Raw genomic sequence first — 19,968 nt, 5'->3', positions numbered from 1 at the left:
ATCTATAAAATCATAGTAAACTCGTATTGGAAATTACTCTTTTAAAAAGCCCCCTAAATTGCTCCTTATCTTCTGATGTAAATGGTTTTGGTCCCTTTGTGCGCTTACCGCTTTTTCGAGCCATTGCACTCAAATAACGTGTTTGTAATAATTGGTCAATGTTTTCATTTGTATAACTATATCCAGTATGGTGTAGAACCGTACACCCTTTTGCTAAACCGAGCGAAGCAAGTCCATAATCTTGGGTTACGATAATATCTCCTTTTTGTGCTAACTTCATGATCCGATAATCCGCGGCGTCTGCACCTGAATCAACATAAACGGTTTCCACTCCTGACGGTTGTTCCGTAGTAGAAAAATGCGAAAAGCTAGTAACAAGGGTAATAGGAATTCCAGCCTTAGTACCTTCAGAGATAATAATATCTTTTACCGGACAAGCATCAGCGTCAACCAAAATTTTCATCTTTTATTCTCCCGTAAATAAGTTTGAGTTGATGATAATGGCAGATTCAGCTTTTGTCAAACGATATAGATGCTTTTAACGATGATTGCACCTCTAAAGTAAACCGTTACATAATTTTTTTATTGAACATATTCCAACCTATCGACAATTTTCACCGCTTCCTTAATGGAACCTTTATAATTAAAGTCATACACATATCCATCGCCTGTTTCCCAAGAAAAACTTGTGTATGCTTCTTGTCTCGTGCCAAGTATGCTGATATGCCCTTCAATTATGTCTTTGTTTTTTAACCAATTCACTTTTTTCATGTATTTGAACAACTCATCTGCCTGCTGATACGGCTCATCCCCGTTATCACCATCAAAATGCATTGTCCATGGTCCACGCTTTGCATAAATCAATGATCGAATCCACGGTTGGACCCATAACTTAACACCATCTTTCTTTTTATAAAAAACAAAATCATACGGACGGTCGCTCGGCATCATCGTTCCAACATAACCGGATAGTCCTCCGATACGACTAGATTCAGGAGGTTGAAATAACGCTGGATCATTTGCTCGATAAGGTTTATCTGTAGATAAAAAATAAATACTATACCTATTTTCATGAGCTGTCACCTTAACTGACGTATATTTTCTAGACTTTCTCTGATGTTCGCTCCAGTATGTTGGTAATAATACCGGAACATTCGTATTTTGAATCAGCCCTTTTGCGACAGGTTGTAAAAACGGCACGACCTCCTGTGTCTTTATTAATGCTGTGAGAAATAACAAACATGTTAAAGATAGCAGAGCTAGTTTTTTCAAATAGAACCCTCATTTAACCACATTTTTTTTATTATTCTTCACTTTAAAAATTTGAATTATTTATATATCGAAACATTTTGAAGGCTTAATTTTATTGTAGTTAAGGTTTATACTGTTGAAGAGAATTCACAAAAATTAAGAAGGGCTGGAAATTTAATTGACTTTTTACAGTTCACTAACACCTTTTTATGACGAAATTTTTCCTACTAATGTGAAAGCCGTTAACTTTTTAAAATCTAATTTTAAAGAGGGAGGATTACTGCTCGACGTTGGGGCAGGTACTGGTAATATGGCACTCACTTGTCAAAAGAAGGATTTAAAGTTACAGCCACGGAACCAGAAGAAGCAATGGCTGATCAAATTCGGGAAAAGGCAACCAATCATTCAGTAAAAGTATTTACGAAGTCAATGCAGCAACTAGAAGAATTTAAAGAAACGTTTGATGGTATTTATTGCATTGGAAACACGCTTGTTCATTTAAACAATTTAGAGGAAATCAACGAATTCCTTCAACAAGTATACAGAAGGTTAAATGAGGATGGCGTATTTATTTGCCAAATTGTTAATTTTGAGAAAGTTTTAGAAAACGAGGATTTTACATTTCCTATCATTCAAAAGGAAATATTTGAATTTAAACGCCGTTATGACCTTGCAGGAGAAAAGGTTTTATTCACTACTACATTAACATCAGCTGGACAATCCTTTTCTAACACAACTTCTTTGTATCCTGTCACGTCAAAGCGATTACTTCCTATTCTAAAAGATAATGGGTTTCAAACAATTGAAATTTACGGTAACTTTGAAAAGGGTGCTTATTCCGTAAATTCACCTGCATTAATTGTTGTTGCCAAAAAATAAAGAAGAAACTCCCAAATCCAAACACTAGGTTTTGATTTGGGAGTTATTTTAATCTTCCATTGGAAACCATCCAGGTCTATTGACAATCATTTGCCAAAGAGAATTTGGCACAACAAGACGAGATTGAGCGTCTTTTTTTAGTTTTGTTTCAATTTCAGATTCTTTTCCTAATTTAACTTTTTCAACCCAATCAGGGTCAATAATAAGCTCTCGTCCGAGTGCAATCATTGAAACACCAGTTTGAATTGCTTTTAACGCATCGTCAGCTGTATAAATGGAGCCGACACCAATCACTGGAACACTTTCCCCAACTCTCTCCTGAATCATTTCAAGACGAGAACGTGAATCTTCCGCACCGCGTCTTGGAGTTGACCAGAACTCCAATGTGGAAACATGCAGATAATCAAGCCCTTTATTTGCTAAAACATCCACTAAGGCAAGGGTATCAGCCATTGTTATTCCGGGTGTTTCAGGTTCCTCTGGGGAGAATCTATATCCAACGATGAATGGTTGTTTCGCATGTTCAGCTACTACCTTTTTCACTTCATCAATAACGGCAATTGGAAATGTTAATCTTTTTTCCAAACTGCCGCCATATTGATCTTCACGGCGGTTGGAATATGGTGAGAAGAACTGATGAATTAAATATCCATTCGCTCCATGTAATTCAACCCCATCAAATCCTGCTTGAATTGCTCGCCGGGTTGACTCGCCAAAATCACGAATAATGGATTCAATTTCTGTCTCGGTCAAAGCACGAGGAACTTGATTGGATCCTGTCCCTTGTTCTCCAGGAACAGCGCTGGCACTAACAATTTCTCCATTTGGAACTAACTCTGGTGAACACTTCCTGCCGCCATGGAAAATTTGCAGGACTGCTTTTGCTCCTTGTTCTTTAATGGCAGAAGCTAGTCGGCGTAAACCTGGAATAAAGTCATCGTGATCGCTTCCAAATCCACCATGAAATGCTTTTCCGCTAGCTGTGACATATGCACAACCTGTAACAACCATTCCGACTCCTTGTGATCGGCGGCTATAGTAGGCTACTTCTTCATCTGAAACGGTGTAATCATCATTACTCGACCAAGTCGTCATGGGTGCCATAACGATACGATTATCTAATTGAATTCCGCTGCGCAAGATAATGGGCTGGAATAGTGCTGTATATTTGAGATCCATAAGTATTTACCTCCATATCTTAGTGAACCCTTTTATCTTACTTTTATGATGTAAAAAAAGCATTAAAAATGCTTGATAATAGAAAGTCCCCGAATAACTTCTTTAGTTATTGAGCTAACTATTTTTCAACAAAATCAGTTAAATATTGGATAATTGTGTTAAGGCACGTTATTATACTAAATAGAGAAATAGATGCGGATGGCGAGAAATACTGGCGGATAGGGGAAAATAGTTGCGTATGGCGAGAAATAGTTGCGTATGGCGAGAAATAGTTGCGGATGGGGGAAAATACTGGCGTATAGCGAGAAATACTGGCGGATCACGAAAAATACTGGCGTATAGCAAGAATACTTACATAAAAGCAACTGTCTCAATCATAAATGTTAAAGAAAATTTAGGAGGAATACACAATGTCAAAAAAAAATCAAAAAATTGTTCCGCATTTATGGTATGACAAGGAGGCAAAAGAAGCAGCTGAGTTTTACACCTCCATATTCCCAGATTCAAAAATTACAAATATAACATCTATCCATGACACGCCCTCTGGGGACTCTGACATCGTCTCTTTTGAGCTATGGGGGCAGAAGTTCATGGCAATCAGCGCAGGACCATATTTTAAAATCAATCCATCGGAATCTTTCATCGTTAATTTTGATCCATCGCGAGAAAAAAATGCGAGTGAAAAAATAATTGAGGTTTGGAACAAATTATCCGAAGGTGGAACAGCTTTAATGCCACTTGATAAGTATCCGTTCAGTGAAAAATATGGCTGGATTCAGGATAAATATGGATTGTCTTGGCAGTTAATGCTTACTAATCCAGAAGGTGAAGAGCGTCCCGCAATCGTGCCCTCACTTTTGTTTGTCGGCGATCAGTGCGGCAACGCGGAAGAGGCGGTTAATTTTTATATATCTGTATTTAAGAACGCAAAGCGGGGGCATATCGCCCGTTACCCGAATGGCATGGAGCCTGACAAAGAAGGAACCATCATGTTCTCAGATTTTAGCTTAGAAAATCAATGGTTTGTCGCAATGGATAGTGCGCACGAGCATAAATTTAGTTTTAACGAGGCAATCTCATTTATGGTGTACTGTGATAGCCAAGAAGAGATTGATTACTACTGGGAGAAGCTCTCTGCCGTTCCTGAAGCCGAGCAATGCGGTTGGCTGAAAGATCAGTTTGGTGTATCTTGGCAAATTGTGCCAAGTGAAATGGACGAGATGATGAGCAAGAGTACACCTGAGCAACGTGCACGTGTAACACAAGCATTTCTAAAAATGAAGAAATTTGACCTTGTGGAATTGAGGAAAGCATACGAGGGATGAATATCGAAGAGACGGCAAACTTCAAGAAAAACAATAAAGCATTTTAAAAAGTAAAAATTTTTAAACCAAAAAGGAAAAAGAACATTACTAACATGGCGTTTCTACAATAAGTGGAGACGCTTTTTTTATCCCGAGTGCGTGTCTCTTAATTATTATGCAAATAACCACACTGACCATAAAAGCCAAAATAAGCACCCATAACCAGTGCTCATTCTAACACTATGAGGCTGAAGCAAGCTGGAAAATATCTATTTGCTTCTTTATATTTTTCACCAATATCATATCTGTATGTACATAATTTGACCCAAATAGTTTGTGTAAATCGGAGAGAGAGAATTGACTTCCATTTACAAGCTCATTTTTGTAATAGATGTAAATGGAGAAATTTTGTTGTAACAAGCGCAAAAAGTCATTTAAATCTACTCCGGATTTAACCATATACTCACTATTAAACTCAATAAAACCTAAAGCAGAACCACTTTTCAGAATGAGTTCAGCCATTCCTCTTAAAACAAATGCTTCATATCCCTCAACATCAATTTTAAATAATATATTTTTATTCATAACATTCTCTTCGATGATTGAATCAATCGTAACAGAACTAACTTTTGTTTGTTCTATCATTTCGTGTGCTGGACGATAGGCTGCAGAAGATGTACCAGACCAATGTTTATCAACATAGAATGTTTTTTCTTCTTCTTTATCTGACGCAAAAACATTTAAGATCTTCATTTGGGCTTTATTTGGGTGAACCTCTCTTGATTGATGAATATACGTTAACAAATCTCGATTCGCTTCGATTCCATAAATTTTTGTGTGGTTTGGATAATTGGTCGAGAAAATACATTCTCCATAGTTTACGCCTACATCGATTACCAAATCGGGTGAATAATCATTCACAGCTTTCGTCCAAAAACTTGTCAAACGCTTCTGAGTCATACCATTGCTGATCAACAACGCTCTACCACGATTTTCTTCTGAATTGATAAAAATCGCATTAGAGGAAGGAAGCACAATTTTATTTGGAATTTTACTAGTATTCAAGGTCTTGTATTTAAGCATTACCCCTAAATCAATGAAAAACTTCCACGTCCTAGGGTAATTTTCCCACATTTTTAAAAAGAAAGTCTTTCCCACAAATGCTCTTTTGATCATTTTTCAGCTCCCTAATCAAATTACGACATTGTTTAATTTGCCCATTGTTTCAGAACTTGTTCTTTTGCTATTTGGTAAATTTCTTCTTCGGATTGGTTTTTATTCGCAATTACTTTGGTTTGATATTTTTTTCCATTGAATGGTACATAAATAGTATATTCCCACATTTTGATCTTTCTCCTTTCTGTATAGTAATGAGCTACAGTTATATTGTAAAAGCCTTTCTTTAAGTTTTGATGGATTTTATGTAAAGATTTATTATGATTTTCCCTACTATCATGTAAATTTAGGTTAGAATCGAAGTGACGACGACCATTAGTATAACGAAATAAAGTTTGATTTTATTATGAGATGGGGACTCTTTTTTGAGGTTAACGATGGATTTATGGTAAATACTAAAAAAAACTTTTAAAAAGGGGATTCATCATGGGAGCGATTGAACGAAACGGGTTTCGGTTTGTACCAGAATTCAGTGTCAGCCACCAAAACGGAGCTATTCATGTTTATAATAATAAAGAGCGTTTCATTGAAGAAATCAAGTTTGAGTTTTCAGGGGATTTTCCTGGACTGGATCAAATAGAGGATTTAGTGAATGAGTACTGCAATCAGAAACAAATCTAGAGACCGAATATTTGTTCGGTTTCTTGTTTTTTGTTATACTTAAATTAAATAGTTTTGGATAAGGAGGGAAGAAGATGAATAAATTAACCGCCGTATACCCTCAAGCTGTTGAACACACAAGGAATAAAGTAATCGAAGACATGAACCACTATTTAGAGACAAAAGATAGTTTGCCGTCCTTTAGCGAATATTTACGTGACCGTGGTCACTATCTCGAGCAAATTTGGATCAATGTTTGGTTAAATAAAGTCACGAATGACGTCTCGAAAAATGAAAAAAAAGAGTTTTTACATGAAAAAGGGTTTGAAGTCCAAGGAGTGGACCGCAAGCTGATTAATAAACTTTTTCGCGACGAAATGAGAGAATATCAGCCATTTAATGTAAGCGAATGGACGAAAGAAACATTTACTGGCAAAGAGGAGGAATGGGAACAAAGATATCAACAGGCCAAAGCTGATTTTGTAAAAAGACAGGAAATAACCCGGCTTAAAGAAGAACGCCAACATATTCGTGACACCATTGAAGAAACTGCGAGTGATATGCTCGAAAAGGATTATGCCCAGTTTTTTCTATATGTTCGCCATTTTACCGCCATTCAATTAGCAGCAGACCTCAAGAACAATGTGAAATTTCAATCGGTCGATACCTTTGCACTTGAAGAAAAATTGGTCGATGAGGGACATTTTAATCCAGCCTGCTACACTACGGTTGCAACATTTTTTGAAGAATTAACAGGTGATATTCACAAAACGGTGAATTGGGGCCGGAGTTTGTATGAGTATCAAACGTATTTTTTTGTATATGAAAGCTTAATCTCTGATTACCTGTCAGAGCTGATTCCACAAAAAGTTGTCGAGAAGCTTCCATTCGAGATAAAGGAGCAGTTCCAGGAAACTTTTAGTGAAAAGCTGACTCCGTCTTTTATTAAGGGCAGTATTCAGGAGCTCCTTTATGAAGTGGAAGACTATTTTATTGAAGATATTCAAGAGGAATACTTGTCAGATTTATTGAAAATTGCTGAAATTCCTTTTGACCTTTCCGTCCATCAGAAAATTTTCAAAAAGGTTTTTGCTAATAGAGAGCAAAAAAGGGCGGAAGAAGAAGCTGAATTACAACGAAAAAGAGAAGAAGAAGAGCGGATGATGGAGGATATTTTCGGTCAGGAATACAATCCAACGTTTGGGAGACGCGTCCGTTATGTTCTTCATATTGGTGAAACGAATACTGGGAAAACACACCATGCACTCGAGCAAATGAAGCAAGCAAACAGCGGCTTATATCTAGCTCCTCTAAGATTATTAGCATTAGAGGTTTATGATAAATTAAATGCGGAAGGAACACCATGTTCTTTAAAAACAGGGGAAGAAGAAAAAATTGTTCTCGGTGCCAAACATTTCTCATGTACAGTAGAAATGTTTCATGAGAAAGAAAACTATGAGGTAGTCGTCATTGATGAGGCACAAATGATCACCGATAAAGACCGTGGCTTTTCCTGGTATAAAGCAATCACGAAAGCGAATGCACGTGAAGTACATATTATCGGCAGCCGAAATTCAAAGCCCATGCTATTGCAGCTGTTAGGTGAATCCAATATCGTAATCCACGAGTACAGCCGTGAGATCCCACTCGAAGTGGAATCGAAGGAATTTCATATTAAACATGTGAAAAAAGGGGACGCATTAATTTGTTTTTCAAGGAGACGGGTGCTTGAAACGGCTTCTAGACTGCAAAATGATGGTCATTCTGTCAGTATGATTTACGGCAGCATGCCGCCAGAAACAAGAAAAAAGCAAATTGAACAATTTAACAGCGGACAAACAAAGGTAGTAGTAGCAACCGATGCGATTGGAATGGGTTTAAATCTGCCAATTCGCCGGATTGTTTTTTTAGAAAATGAGAAATTCGATGGAACGAGAAGACGGCTGTTAACTTCACAGGAAGTGAAACAAATCGCTGGGCGTGCAGGCAGGAAAGGGATTTATGATGTTGGAAAGGTTGCCTTCACAAAGGATATTCGAATGATGAAGCGATTGCTAAATCAAGAGGATGAGCCTGTTCATACATTTGCGATTGCCCCAACGAATTCTGTTTTTGAACGCTTCCAACGTTATTACCGTGATTTAGGTACGTTCTTTGAGCTTTGGGGGAAGTTTAACAGTCCACCTGGAACAAAGAAAGCCTCACTCGCAGAAGAACGCTCACTTTATCATTTAATTGCAGGTACGGAAATTGAAGCCCGATTATCTTTAATGGACCTTTATGGGTTTTTACACCTTCCTTTTTCAAAAAATGAATCTACCTTAACAAGGCAATGGGAAGAAACGATGTATGCGATTATCCAAGGCACTCCACTTCCGGAACCTCCTTACAAGGAACGAAGTTTAGAGGATCTCGAATTGGCTTACAAGGCACTAGGTTTGCATTTACTCTTTTTGTATCGGTTAGGTGAACGGACCGAGGCGATTTATTGGGAGCGGCAACGTGAGGAAATGAGTGACAAGGTACAGGATAAATTAAAAACCGATAATAAAAAGTTCGTCAAGAAATGCAAAAACTGTGGAAAGAATCTTCCCTGGGATCACTCGTTTCCAACTTGTGACGCCTGTCATCATGCTAAATATAGAAGACGCTTTGCAGAAGATTTCTAAAAGTACCAATAAAGGTTCAAATCACTCATGATTTGAACCTTTTTTTTTCTTAAAAAAAGAATAGGAAATTCTTACAGAGAATTCACGTTAAATGAGATATAATTTTCCTAAAGGAATATAGAAATAAATGGGGGTACTATGAGGAGAATTATTTGGTCGGTTATTACATTAGGTCTCATTCTTTTTGCGAATTGGGGGATAGCAAAACTTTTTAATAACCAGTTTCTTGATTGGTCCTTTTTGACTGGGCTTGCTGCAGTCGTATTGGTAAGGTTTTTTAATTCATCTGGTGGCATGGCATCAGAATTTGCTAATGCAAAACTACAAAGTGGAAATGAAGATAATGACCTTCAAGTGGAAGTTTGGACGAAAATAGAAAAGATTGAAAGGCGATTTAAAGCGACTCCTTCCTTTTATGTGGCAATAGGATATATGCTTATTGCAGGGATTGTTACAAGTATTTACTACCTTATTTAAATAAAACAAAGATTAAGCAGAGGATTTTTTTCTTTGCTTTTTTTACGTTTAGAATTAAAATAATTACTCTTTAGCGTAATTATTTGTTGCGTTTTAGAGTAAGATAAATTACTATTTAAAGTAAGGAGGTGGAAGTAATGGAAAATATCAGATTAAACGTTCCATTATTGCGAAGAAGGGTGCCAAACCTGACAAGTGCTGCGCGTGATGTAGGTTTACGACCTGCAACCGTATCAAATTTGTGCACGGGGAAAATTCCAGTTGGCAGATCTGAAGTTCGTACAATCGTAGCATTAGCAGAATTAGCACAATGTAGTCTTGATGAGCTGATTTTAAGAGGGGAGAATGTGGAGATGATTGAAACAAAAATTAAAACATTAGATTTGTTTGCGCCGGTTGTAAAGGGAGGAACCATAGGGCTTGTGGCTCGACCAGGAATGGGTCAGCTGGTTGTACTAGCGGAATTATTCTATCGGTTTAAGAAAGAGGGGTATGCAACCGTATTATTGAAACCAGAAGGAAATCACCCTGAAATTGAAGAGGTAACCGATGATGTAGAATATATTGCTGAAACGATTGAAAATGCTTTTTTAAAAATGTTAGTATTTGGAAAAAATAAAGAGATTATTTTTGTTGCTGACCGTTCGCATGTATTAACGGGGGAAATTTATGAACTTCAAGAAAAATTACATGATGTTGATATCAAGACAGTTACCACCTTCCTGCTCGACTTAAAAGGGGCATCTGTGGATGAAGACCTTCCATACGGTCCGCTTGAAACACTATGGCAGTTTGATATGGATCTTTCTGCTAGACATCGTTATCCTGCGGTAAACCCAATTTATTCTACTTCCTCTGTGTTGGAAGGCGCACATCTAGACCAAAATCATCTATCTATTCAACAAAAAGCACAAAAGCTATTACGCCGCTATCGCGAATTACGTTCGCTCGTAAATGTGAAGGGAATTGGCGGGATACCTGCTTCAGAAATTGAGACCTTTCATCGAGGAGAACGATTAGAAGCCTATTTGACACAGCCATTTTATGTTGCGGAAGAGTTTACTGGGATTAAAGGGGAAGAAGTTAGTTTGAAAGATACATTGAATGACGTTAGGAAAATTTTAGATGGTGCTGTGGATTCAAAAGATATTGCATCATTGAATTTTATTGGAACGATTTAATTGTGGAGTGACCGATGTAGATAATAAAAAGGCGTTTAGGTCAATGCAGGAGGCCTAGAGTGACCGAAACCAAAAATAACAAGGCATCTCGGTCAATGCACGCTATCCAACCCACAATAAAATTACACTTTTATTAAGGACATACTGAACTAGCGGGTATGTCCTTTTAAATTTTCCATTTATGTGCAATTATGGTATATAAGAGGAAAATACTTCAGAAGAAGTGGAGTGTAAAAAATGCAGCTATCTTTAACCGTTAGAGGGTCCAGTGCGGATGTCGTCTCTTATCTAATCGCCAAAAACCCCAATAATCCATATGAGCGGGATGAGAAAGGTTTTAAAGTTCGTCTCGTTTATCCTATTTTTAACAAAGAAGAGGTTCAGTTTATCATTTATGTGAAGCCAGACCCAATTGATTTAGTTCGAAATTCATCGGATTTATTTGATATAACCCACTACATAAACGATCGCGAGTTCGCCGTCAGCAGCTTGTTTATCACCACCATCCGCAAGGCATTAGGAACAGCGTTAAATGGAAAACCAGATGAAGCGTATCTGCCATGGGTAGAGCACACATTTGATATGGAACTGTCTTTTGGTCCTGTCTCTACCGATTTGCAGGACCAGGAGATTGCTGATTTGTTTGAACCTATGGGTTACAAAGTAGAAATTGAGCGTGGGGAAAGCGCCATTCGTGAAAAAAGCTCAGCACGTTTTGTCACGATATCTGGCAGGCAAAGTGTCCAAAATGCATTAAAGCATGTTTCTATTCTCATCCCTGTTATCGATAACTATAAGCACTATTTTTTAGATGAAAGAGAAGTGGAGAAACTAGAACGCTACGGAGAAGGCTGGCTAGAAACTCATCCGTTAAAGCAAATGATCGTCAAACGTGCCCTTCGATTTAATGCGTTAATTTCTCAATCTAAATACCATGAAAAGCAACATTATATTCGTAACAGGGAAGAGAGCCCGAAAACTCGCTTAAATGATCTGCGATATGAAGAAATCCTAAACGTTATTCGCACACTGCCGCAAAGGGAGACGATTGTCGACCTGGGTGCTGGAGAAGGAAGACTGTCTGTACAGCTGGGTTTTGCCGAAGGTGTCAAAGAAATTTTATCGATTGAGCCCTCGAACAAATCCCGGATTAAAGCGATAGAAAGATTTGAACAAGTGATTGATAAAGAGGGATATGTTCAACCACAATCACTTGCAGGATCGTTATTTTATTTTGATAGCCGATTGCAAAATAAAGATATTATCATTTTGTGTGAAGTGATTGAACATATAGACGAGGATCGGCTCCCTAAAATAGTTGATACCATTCTTGGTGATTATCTACCTAAGTCGCTGATTGTGACAACTCCAAACCAGGAATACAATGTCCTCTATGATATGGATGAAGCAATGCGTCATGACGATCACCGTTTTGAATGGACACGAGCGGAATTTGCTCAACATGTAGAAGCATGGGCGCAAAACTATCCTTACCAAGTTAGCATTCAAGGGATTGGCGAAGAACATCCAATCTACGGCCATCCAACCCAAATGGCAATTTTTAGAAAGGGCGAGGTCTGATGACAACACTACATTTACCACATGCCGGGATTGTCCTACTAGTCGGACCCTCTAATACCGGAAAAACAACCTTATTAAATCAGTTAATCCAAGAAAATCAGATTCTTGCCTCTGAAGTGGTCAGTTCTGATCAATTCCGCGTTCTTGTCAGCGATATTGAATTTATTAGCTGGAATGGGCGCCCGAAAGACGAGAGTGACGCGCTGTTTCATGAATACCAGCAAATATCAAGTGCTGCCTTTGATGCAATGGATTATATCATTTCAAAACGCAGTAAACTTAATAAATTAACATTTATTGACGCTACCCATTTACGTGAGGAAGAACATGATAAATACTTGCAAATGGGGAAAAAATATCATGTTCCCGTCATTGCCATCGTTTTGAATATTTCAGAAACTGAATTACTTAGACGAGATGCGGAGCGGGATTTTCCTCGGGGTAGAAACCGAATTAAGCAGCAGTATCAACATTTTAAAAACACCCTTCGCTTCATTAAAAAGAAACCTTACCGAAGGGTTTACCTGCTTGGTGAAGATGAACTTGAAGTATTGAATGTAAGCCGATTAGAAAACCCATTATTCATTGAGCTAGATAACGGGATCGATTTTATCGGTGATATCCACGGCTGCTATGAAGAATTTCTAGAAATCCTATCAAAACTTGGCTATCAAGAAAATGAAGAAGGCTATTATTTCCATCCAAAAGGGCGGAAAATTCTTTCCCTTGGAGATGTAATGAGCCGTGGACCAAGGTCGATCGAAACTCTACAATTTTTCCAAAAGCATGTAGCAGCAGGCCTTGCCTATATGATTGACAGCAACCATAGCTGGAAAATTGCCCGCTGGCTTGATGAAAAAAATGTAAAAATGGCACATGGGGACGAAAATGTGGCCGCTGAATTTGAAGAGTATGAAAAAGATTACGGAACAGAGGCTGCCACTGTTCTAAAGGAACAAATAAAAGAGTTATTGTTAGAAGCGAAATCTCACTATATCATCCGGAAAAATGGAATAAATGCTGTTGTCGCCGTCCATGCGGGAATCAAGGATCATTATATTGGGAAGCAATCTGCTCGAATTTCTGACTTTTGTCGGTATGGTGATAGTGAGGGACTAGATGAAAATGGAAAGCCGATTCGGAAAGACTGGTCCATTTCTCATAAGTCTAGCGAACTTATTCTTTGGGGCCATGATCCCAAGCCCCAGCCTTTACTGGTTAACAACACACTAAATATCGACCAAGGAGTAGTCTTCGGAGGCAGTTTAACTGCTTATCGTTACCCAGAAAAACAATTTGTTTCAGTGAAGGCGAAGCAGGATTATGCGAATGTTCCTAACAATCCATTGAAGGAATGGGAACGAAAGCGTCTGGCAGCTCCCAATATCATGAAATTCTTAGAAGGATATACTGTGTTAACGGAGCATTACGGCGAAATCATGATTTATGATGATGGTGTGAAGCCAGCTTTAGATGACTTATCCCATTACACACTGCCGCTTGAGGATATCGTCTACCTGCCGCCAACGATGAGCCCGACACCAAAAGCTTCTCATCTTGAGGGATACCTTGAGCATCCCGTGGAGGCATTTGAATACTATCAAACGAATGGTGTTGAAACCATGGTTGTTGAGAAAAAACATATGGGCAGCCGAGGAATTTTATTTTTATTTAAAAATAAGGAAGTTGCCAAGGAATATGTAGGCAGGGAAACATTAGGAACGATTTATACTCGAACAGGCAGGGCATTTTTCAAAAAGGAATTAGAAGAACAAATTGTTGGCGTTTTGAATAATGATCTAGTGAAGAGTGGCTATTTCGAAATGTACAATACAGATTTTGTGTTACTAGACGCTGAAATTCTTCCATGGAATTTAAAGGCAAAGGACCTGATTTTAAACCAATATGCTCATGTTGGGGAAATGGCGATGCTTGACCGCATAAAATTAAAAGGTTCCCTCCAACAGGCATTCGAAGGTGGAAAGGATGTTATCCGCTGGATTGAGGAAAACGATGTTGGAATGGAGAATGCCAGTGTATTTAACGCAGTGTATCAGAAATACTGCTGGGAAACTGAAGGCTTAGAGGGAATTCAAATTGCACCATTTCACACGTTAGCACATAGCACGGAAACCTTTTTTGATAAGCCGCACACATGGCATTTGGAGAAAAACAAAGAGTTCAGCGGAATATCTCGATTATTTGTAGAAACCGAATACCGTGTTGTAAGTGATGAAGCCTCGATGAAAGCAGCGATTGACTGGTGGGAAGAAATAACCGAGGATGGACATGAGGGATTTGTCGTCAAACCGGATTCGTTTACTACCCGCCACAAAGGAAAACTCCTGCAACCAGCAATAAAAGTGAGAGGCCGAAAGTATTTGCATATCATCTATGGCATGGATTATCTGCTGCCTGAAAATTTATATCGGTTAAAGAAACGGAATGTAGGCAAAAAGCAGCGTAACGCATTGAAGGAATTCGCTCTAGGTGTAGAGGCGGTTAATCGATTTGTAAAAAGAGAATCTCTAGAACGGGTTCATGAATGTGTGTTAGGTGTACTCGCTTTAGAAGCTGAACCCGTTGATCCAAGATTATAGGTAAGTTGACGAACTGGTGTCCAGTTCGTTTTTTTCATTTAAAGAGCAATATTCCAAGTGATTTCCCCATATGATGTAGGTAAAAAGGAGTGTGAGCGTATGGGGGTTCATGTGGTTGGTACAGGAGAAAATTTGTGGGCAATTTCAAATCAATATGGTGTCCCTATTCAAACAATTGTTGAGCTAAATAGTCTGCCATCGGCTAATGTCCTTGTCCCAGGTCTCGCATTGTACCTTCCCGACAACCAGCTCCCAATCCGCTCCTATCAAATCAAACCTGGTGATCAAATTTGGCAGTTAGCCCAGCAGTTCAACACTGGCATTTCCACTATTTTAGGGGCAAACCCAGGGATTGAACCGAATAGACTTTCCATCGGCCAAATGATTAACATCCCATCCCCGGTGAAATTAGAAATATCGACATTGGGGTTTCTGGTACCATCAGGGGCTAGCTCTGTTCTTGGGGTATTAGAATCATTGGCAGGGCAATTAACTTATTTAGCGGTAGTGGCATATTCGTTTACTTCAGAGGGGTATGCCTATAACTTAATTGAGGATACAGCGATTGTAGCGCGGAGCAGACAATTGAATATCATCCCTTTGCTGATGATTCGTAATTTTACAGGAGTAGATTTTAGTGCTGAGCTGGCTGGGCATGTGCTTGGAAACCCATCCTTCCGAAGAAATCTAGTTCTTAGCATTGTGAACTTAACAAGACATAGGGGTTTTGGCGGTGTCAGTATCGACTTTGAATTTATTCCGCCGCCTCAACGCAATGATTTTAATCTATTTTTAAGAGAATTAAAGGTTGCTTTGGGCGACTTGATTCTACATGTAAATGTGCATGCGAAAACGGCGGACCTCCCGACCAATCGAATTGTTGGAGCATACGATTATGCAGCGATAGGGAATGCTGCCGACATTGTGGCCGTTATGACGATTGATTATGGATACCCTGGCGGACCGCCTGATCCGATTGCTCCTATCTGGTGGATCGAGGAAGTGGTTCAATACGCCCTTACCAAAATGAATCCTCGTAAACTACAAATTGCGATGCCGCTATATGGTTATGATAAAGTCGTAGGAACGAATGTGACCCATGCGATGTCAGTGGTTTCAGCACAAAATCAAGCCATTTCGACAGGCTCGCCGATTGAATTTGATCAGAGGTCAATGTCACCGTGGTATCGGCATTGGAAGTCAGGAGTAGAACATGTCGTTTGGTTTGAGGATATAAGAAGCTTTATTGAAAAATATCGAGTAATTGATGTCTATAACTTATCAGGAACCACCTATTGGCAGATTAGTTTGGCTGCTCCGCAGAATTGGGTGTATTTGAGGCGGAATATTACTGTTGTGAAATAGTAGTTATTGGGTTATCGAGATATATTTTGATAAACGCAGATATATTTGAATGAACGCAGATAAAACTCAATTATCGCAGATATATATTTTTTTCGAAAAAGTAACTTGTAAATCTATCTGAAATTCGACAGAAAGTTAGTTTTTTGGGAAGAATTAATGAAAAAAGAGAAAGTTGGAAATTGATTTTGATGAAAAGATTGAATTCGATCATTATAATAGGATTTTTCGCTACAGTATTACCACAAACACAACCAGTTCTAGCGGCGGATAATCTACCTCAACAATTAAATCAGCTTTTAAATGAAGAACCTGATTTGCAAGGGGCGATTGCTGGAGTGAGTATACGAAATGCCGCAAACGGCGAGATCGTATATGATCATATGGGAGAAATCCGTCTGCGCCCTGCATCGAATATGAAGCTTTTAACAGCTGCCGCTGCATTATCGGTGTTAGGTCAAGACTACACTTTCAAAACAGAATTGCTCACTGATGGGGAAGTGAAGAAGAAAACACTGCTAGGGGACCTTTATTTAAAGGGAAAGGGCGATCCCACTCTCTTAAAGGAAGACTTCGATAAAATGGCTGTTGAACTCAAAACAATGGGGATACATAAAATCACCGGCAATTTAGTGGGCGACGATACCTGGTACGATGATATCCGCTATTCGGTTGATTTGCCGTGGAGTGATGAACAAACATACTACGGTGCGCAGATTTCTGCCCTAACTGCTTCACCAACCGAAGACTATGACTCAGGTTCTGTGTTGATTGAAGTCAAACCGAGTAATCATGAAGGTGAAAAGGCGGATATAACAATAACGCCAAATACTGACTTTGTAAAAATCATCAATCAAACCGAAACGGGTACTAAAGATGGAAAGAAGGAACTGACGTTTGAACGGGAGCACGCCAAAAACACGATTAGGATTTCTGGTACTTTACCTGTTACATCTACTGGTCAAAAGGAATGGATTGGTGTCTGGGAACCAACTCGGTATGCGTTAACACTTTTTAATCAATCGCTCACAGAACAAGGCATTCAACTAATGGGAAAAATAAAAACCGGCACGACTCCAGCTGATAGTAAAATTGTACATACTCACAGCTCGATAAAACTTTCGGAGTTACTTGTCCCATTTATGAAACTTAGCAACAACGGGCATGCCGAAACCTTGGTGAAAGAAATGGGGAAGGTGGTAACAGGAGAAGGCAGCTGGGAAAAGGGTCTCAAGGTCATGGAAGCCGAGCTAACCAAATTTGGAATCAACACGGAAACATTGGTCTTGCGGGATGGTTCCGGAATTTCACATGTCAATTTAGTCCCGGCAGCGCAACTCTCGCACTTGTTAGTTGCCGTCCAGCAGCAAATATGGTTTCCTGCTTTTCTTCATTCACTACCGGTAGCAGGTGAGAGTGAAAAAAAGGTGGGTGGCACCTTACGAAGTCGGATGAAATCGCAAAATGTAAAAGGAAAGGTATTTGCAAAAACTGGAACGATTTCTACAGTGAGTACTTTATCTGGCTATGTTCAAACCAAAAGCGGACAAACACTAATTTTCTCCATCATGCTAAATAATTTGATAGATGATTCTAAAGGAAAGAAAATTGAAGATAAACTAATTTCGATCATAGCCAGTCATTGATAAAAATCCACTTGAAAAAGTGGTTTTTTAATCACGCATTGCTCCTGCCTCTCGGGAGGTCATTGCACCATCTCCTTCGCTTAGATCTTTTTGAATTTCTTGTTTTACTTTTTGTGCATCCGTTCCAGCAAATTCTGGTTTCATTATAGAACCCAAATTCACTTTTGCTTGTTGATCAGGTTGCATACTAGGTCCTCCTTCATTCAATGTTTAACAATTTTATTATTTGCATGGATTGGAAGAAAAAAACCGACTTTTTTTTTTGAGTGCTTTTATTCTTCCTCTTTTTTATGTCAACCTAATCAGCGGTTTTGGAAAACTACAAAGCTGATATTTATACTAGATAATGTATAATTAAATTTAGAGACTCGAAATAATTTCTTGAATATTAAAGGTCTTTTGATACCCGCTTTTGACGATAACTTGATTATGTCAACTGATTGTGTATATAATAGTATATAAGCTATGGGAATTTGCTACAGAAACAGTGGCTTGTTTCCAAATAAAAAACACATTTTGTTGCCCTCTAAACAAGCATTCGGTCTTGAAAGGGGATAGTTGAATGTGAAAATTATGTTTAGAAAATGGGGACAGAAAAGAAAGGATGGTTGCATGAGTGTAAACCAAACTACAGGTCTCCAAGAAAAAGAGAAAGATGATTATTCATTTGAACAGGTTCCAGAAGCAAAACGGAATATGGGTTGGTTTAGTGTCACCAATATTACCTTTGGAATCGCCACAGCCATTTTTTATTTTCAAACAGGTAGTGTAATGGCCCTTAAATTTGGTGCAACAAACGCTATCATTTCAGCGATTTACGCAATTATTATTGCCGGCTTATTAGGTACAGTCATTGCTTATTTATCGGCAAAATCTGGAATGAATGTCAATCTCATGTCTAGGCAAGGGTTTGGCTATATAGGCGCCTCTTTAACTTCATTAATTTACGCATCGAATTTTATCATGTATTGTGCATTTGAAGGGATGATTCTCGTAACAGCAGTACATGCATATTTCCCCGCAATTCCATTATGGCTACTAATTATTGTATTTGGATCCATTGTTATTCCATTGAATTGGTTTGGTATTAAACAATTGGATAAGCTGCAAAAATGGTCGTTGCCGATTTTTGGCATTTTTTTAATTCTCACAATTATTGTGGCTTACAATACACCATCAAAATTTGCCGGTAATTTTTGGACTTACTTACCAGACGGTGTACAAACAGGTGGAACAGCCTTACTGTTATGTATTGGTATGCAACACGGGATTATGGGCTTAACCGCTCTAATAGCGTCAGACTATGCACGCTTCCTAAAGCCAAAGGACATTAAAATTGGCTCGATTATGATTGGATTTATTCCACAGATTTTTTGCTTTGGTGTCATGGGGTTACTAGGAATATGGTTTGGTGTCCGTTTAGCTGAATCTAATCCGGGGGTTTACATTGTCACACTTATTGGACTAGGTGGCGTAGTCTTTACGATGTTGACACAAATAAGAATCAATGTCACAAATATTTACAGTGCATCCCTGTCTTTGTCCAATTTTTTTGAAAATGTATTTCATTTCAAACCGAGTAGACGTTTTTGGGTTGTTGTCTCTGGTGTCCTATCGATTGCGTTAATGTTAGGTGGGATTCTTGATTATTTAGGCAGTGCGATGACATTCCAAGGGGTCCTATTGATGGCATGGGCGGCCATTTTAGTTACAGATGCCTTAGTCGTGAAAAAATTATTGAAAATTGTACCGATAGAATATGAAGCAAGACAAGAGAAATTATACAAATGGAATCCAGTTGGCGTTCTTCCATTAGTGGTATCAAGTGTTCTTGGAACGATAGCAGCCTTAGGGTATATGGGAACGTTCTTACAAAATACTGCCACTTTCTTTGCGGCCATTTTAGCTTCGGTCCTTACGGTAATCATTGCTATTTGCACAAAAGGGAAATATTACAGCAAAAGCGAATCTAAGAACATGATTCATAAAAAAACAAAGAAAAACAGTATTTCAGTAAAAGAAACAACAGTGGAGCAATTTTAATAGAAAGGTTCCAACGTTTA

Annotated in this window: 17 protein-coding genes; 11 read left to right on the top strand and 6 right to left on the bottom strand. The window is 38.6% G+C overall.

Annotated elements, in window-relative coordinates; translation table 11 throughout:
* Window positions 1-10 precede the first annotated feature (10 nt).
* Complete coding sequence (locus BLR86_RS19780) at window positions 11-463, bottom strand: YaiI/YqxD family protein (protein WP_090765596.1); 453 nt, start codon at window positions 461-463, stop codon at window positions 11-13.
* A gap of 119 nt (window positions 464-582) precedes the next feature.
* Window positions 583-1,272 (bottom strand): glycosyltransferase family protein, encoded by a 690-nt coding sequence (locus BLR86_RS19775; RefSeq protein WP_090765593.1) that lies wholly within the window; start codon window positions 1,270-1,272, stop codon window positions 583-585.
* 300 nt (window positions 1,273-1,572) lie between these two features.
* Between BLR86_RS19775 and BLR86_RS19770 the strand changes: the two genes are divergently transcribed.
* Window positions 1,573-2,130 (top strand): class I SAM-dependent methyltransferase, encoded by a 558-nt coding sequence (locus tag BLR86_RS19770; RefSeq protein WP_254782386.1) that lies wholly within the window; start codon window positions 1,573-1,575, stop codon window positions 2,128-2,130.
* Window positions 2,131-2,178: 48 nt separating this feature from the next.
* Here BLR86_RS19770 and BLR86_RS19765 read toward each other — a convergent pair whose 3' ends face one another.
* Window positions 2,179-3,309, bottom strand: a complete 1,131-nt coding sequence (locus BLR86_RS19765) for an NADH-dependent flavin oxidoreductase (protein WP_090765590.1) — start codon at window positions 3,307-3,309, stop codon at window positions 2,179-2,181.
* A gap of 410 nt (window positions 3,310-3,719) precedes the next feature.
* Here BLR86_RS19765 and BLR86_RS19755 point away from each other — a divergent pair, with 410 nt between their 5' ends.
* Entirely contained in the window at window positions 3,720-4,634 is a 915-nt protein-coding gene (locus BLR86_RS19755) for a VOC family protein (protein WP_090765584.1), read from the top strand.
* 219 nt (window positions 4,635-4,853) lie between these two features.
* Here BLR86_RS19755 and BLR86_RS19750 read toward each other — a convergent pair whose 3' ends face one another.
* A complete protein-coding gene (locus BLR86_RS19750) occupies window positions 4,854-5,696 on the bottom strand; it encodes an FkbM family methyltransferase (RefSeq protein ID WP_217642403.1) in 843 nt (280 codons plus the stop codon).
* 125 nt (window positions 5,697-5,821) lie between these two features.
* A complete protein-coding gene (locus tag BLR86_RS25745; protein WP_139185666.1) occupies window positions 5,822-5,956 on the bottom strand; it encodes a BA3454 family stress response protein in 135 nt (44 codons plus the stop codon).
* Window positions 5,957-6,215: 259 nt separating this feature from the next.
* Here BLR86_RS25745 and BLR86_RS19745 point away from each other — a divergent pair, with 259 nt between their 5' ends.
* From BLR86_RS19745 to dacB, 8 genes are all read left to right on the top strand, one after another.
* A complete protein-coding gene (locus BLR86_RS19745; protein WP_090765578.1) occupies window positions 6,216-6,410 on the top strand; it encodes a YbxH family protein in 195 nt (64 codons plus the stop codon).
* Window positions 6,411-6,484: 74 nt separating this feature from the next.
* A complete protein-coding gene (locus BLR86_RS19740) occupies window positions 6,485-9,058 on the top strand; it encodes a helicase-related protein (RefSeq protein ID WP_090765575.1) in 2,574 nt (857 codons plus the stop codon).
* 138 nt (window positions 9,059-9,196) lie between these two features.
* A complete protein-coding gene (locus BLR86_RS19735; RefSeq protein ID WP_090765572.1) occupies window positions 9,197-9,535 on the top strand; it encodes a hypothetical protein in 339 nt (112 codons plus the stop codon).
* Window positions 9,536-9,672: 137 nt separating this feature from the next.
* Window positions 9,673-10,716 (top strand): P-loop NTPase family protein, encoded by a 1,044-nt coding sequence (locus BLR86_RS19730; RefSeq protein WP_090765569.1) that lies wholly within the window; start codon window positions 9,673-9,675, stop codon window positions 10,714-10,716.
* Window positions 10,717-10,953: 237 nt separating this feature from the next.
* The gene (locus BLR86_RS19725; protein WP_090765567.1) at window positions 10,954-12,297 is read left to right on the top strand and encodes a 3' terminal RNA ribose 2'-O-methyltransferase Hen1; all 1,344 of its coding nucleotides are present in this window, start codon (window positions 10,954-10,956) and stop codon (window positions 12,295-12,297) included.
* A complete protein-coding gene (locus tag BLR86_RS19720; RefSeq protein WP_090765564.1) occupies window positions 12,297-14,897 on the top strand; it encodes a polynucleotide kinase-phosphatase in 2,601 nt (866 codons plus the stop codon). Before BLR86_RS19725 ends, BLR86_RS19720 begins: the two co-directional genes overlap by 1 nt.
* A gap of 99 nt (window positions 14,898-14,996) precedes the next feature.
* A complete protein-coding gene (locus tag BLR86_RS19715; protein WP_090765561.1) occupies window positions 14,997-16,262 on the top strand; it encodes a glycosyl hydrolase family 18 protein in 1,266 nt (421 codons plus the stop codon).
* A 188-nt stretch (window positions 16,263-16,450) separates the two neighbouring features.
* The gene (dacB, locus tag BLR86_RS19710; RefSeq protein ID WP_090765840.1) at window positions 16,451-17,905 is read left to right on the top strand and encodes a D-alanyl-D-alanine carboxypeptidase/D-alanyl-D-alanine endopeptidase; all 1,455 of its coding nucleotides are present in this window, start codon (window positions 16,451-16,453) and stop codon (window positions 17,903-17,905) included.
* Window positions 17,906-17,932: 27 nt separating this feature from the next.
* Here dacB and BLR86_RS26215 read toward each other — a convergent pair whose 3' ends face one another.
* Window positions 17,933-18,091 (bottom strand): hypothetical protein, encoded by a 159-nt coding sequence (locus BLR86_RS26215; RefSeq protein ID WP_175492976.1) that lies wholly within the window; start codon window positions 18,089-18,091, stop codon window positions 17,933-17,935.
* A gap of 426 nt (window positions 18,092-18,517) precedes the next feature.
* Here BLR86_RS26215 and BLR86_RS19705 point away from each other — a divergent pair, with 426 nt between their 5' ends.
* Window positions 18,518-19,948 carry a purine-cytosine permease family protein gene (locus BLR86_RS19705; RefSeq protein WP_090765837.1) on the top strand — a complete coding sequence of 477 codons (1,431 nt, stop codon included), beginning with the start codon at window positions 18,518-18,520 and terminating at the stop codon, window positions 19,946-19,948.
* The last annotated feature ends 20 nt before the right edge of the window (window positions 19,949-19,968 follow it).

This window comes from Bacillus sp. OK048 (assembly GCF_900103525.1).
Classification (GTDB): domain Bacteria; phylum Bacillota; class Bacilli; order Bacillales; family Cytobacillaceae; genus Neobacillus.
Note: the sequence above shows the minus strand (reverse complement) of the source record. Positions and strands in the feature narration are given on the sequence as shown.

What these genes read in the sequence shown, in the direction of transcription:
- BLR86_RS19780 (WP_090765596.1), bottom strand. Translation starts at nt 463, where the DNA reads ATGAAAATTTTGGTTGACGCTGATGCTTGTCCGGTAAAAGATATTATT.
- BLR86_RS19765 (WP_090765590.1), bottom strand. Translation starts at nt 3,309, where the DNA reads ATGGATCTCAAATATACAGCACTATTCCAGCCCATTATCTTGCGCAGC.
- BLR86_RS19755 (WP_090765584.1), top strand. Translation starts at nt 3,720, where the DNA reads ATGTCAAAAAAAAATCAAAAAATTGTTCCGCATTTATGGTATGACAAG.
- BLR86_RS19750 (WP_217642403.1), bottom strand. Translation starts at nt 5,696, where the DNA reads ATGCTTAAATACAAGACCTTGAATACTAGTAAAATTCCAAATAAAATT.
- BLR86_RS25745 (WP_139185666.1), bottom strand. Translation starts at nt 5,956, where the DNA reads ATGTGGGAATATACTATTTATGTACCATTCAATGGAAAAAAATATCAA.
- BLR86_RS19745 (WP_090765578.1), top strand. Translation starts at nt 6,216, where the DNA reads ATGGGAGCGATTGAACGAAACGGGTTTCGGTTTGTACCAGAATTCAGT.
- BLR86_RS19740 (WP_090765575.1), top strand. Translation starts at nt 6,485, where the DNA reads ATGAATAAATTAACCGCCGTATACCCTCAAGCTGTTGAACACACAAGG.
- BLR86_RS19735 (WP_090765572.1), top strand. Translation starts at nt 9,197, where the DNA reads ATGAGGAGAATTATTTGGTCGGTTATTACATTAGGTCTCATTCTTTTT.
- BLR86_RS19730 (WP_090765569.1), top strand. Translation starts at nt 9,673, where the DNA reads ATGGAAAATATCAGATTAAACGTTCCATTATTGCGAAGAAGGGTGCCA.
- BLR86_RS19725 (WP_090765567.1), top strand. Translation starts at nt 10,954, where the DNA reads ATGCAGCTATCTTTAACCGTTAGAGGGTCCAGTGCGGATGTCGTCTCT.
- BLR86_RS19720 (WP_090765564.1), top strand. Translation starts at nt 12,297, where the DNA reads ATGACAACACTACATTTACCACATGCCGGGATTGTCCTACTAGTCGGA.
- BLR86_RS19715 (WP_090765561.1), top strand. Translation starts at nt 14,997, where the DNA reads ATGGGGGTTCATGTGGTTGGTACAGGAGAAAATTTGTGGGCAATTTCA.
- dacB (WP_090765840.1), top strand. Translation starts at nt 16,451, where the DNA reads ATGAAAAGATTGAATTCGATCATTATAATAGGATTTTTCGCTACAGTA.
- BLR86_RS26215 (WP_175492976.1), bottom strand. Translation starts at nt 18,091, where the DNA reads ATGCAACCTGATCAACAAGCAAAAGTGAATTTGGGTTCTATAATGAAA.
- BLR86_RS19705 (WP_090765837.1), top strand. Translation starts at nt 18,518, where the DNA reads ATGAGTGTAAACCAAACTACAGGTCTCCAAGAAAAAGAGAAAGATGAT.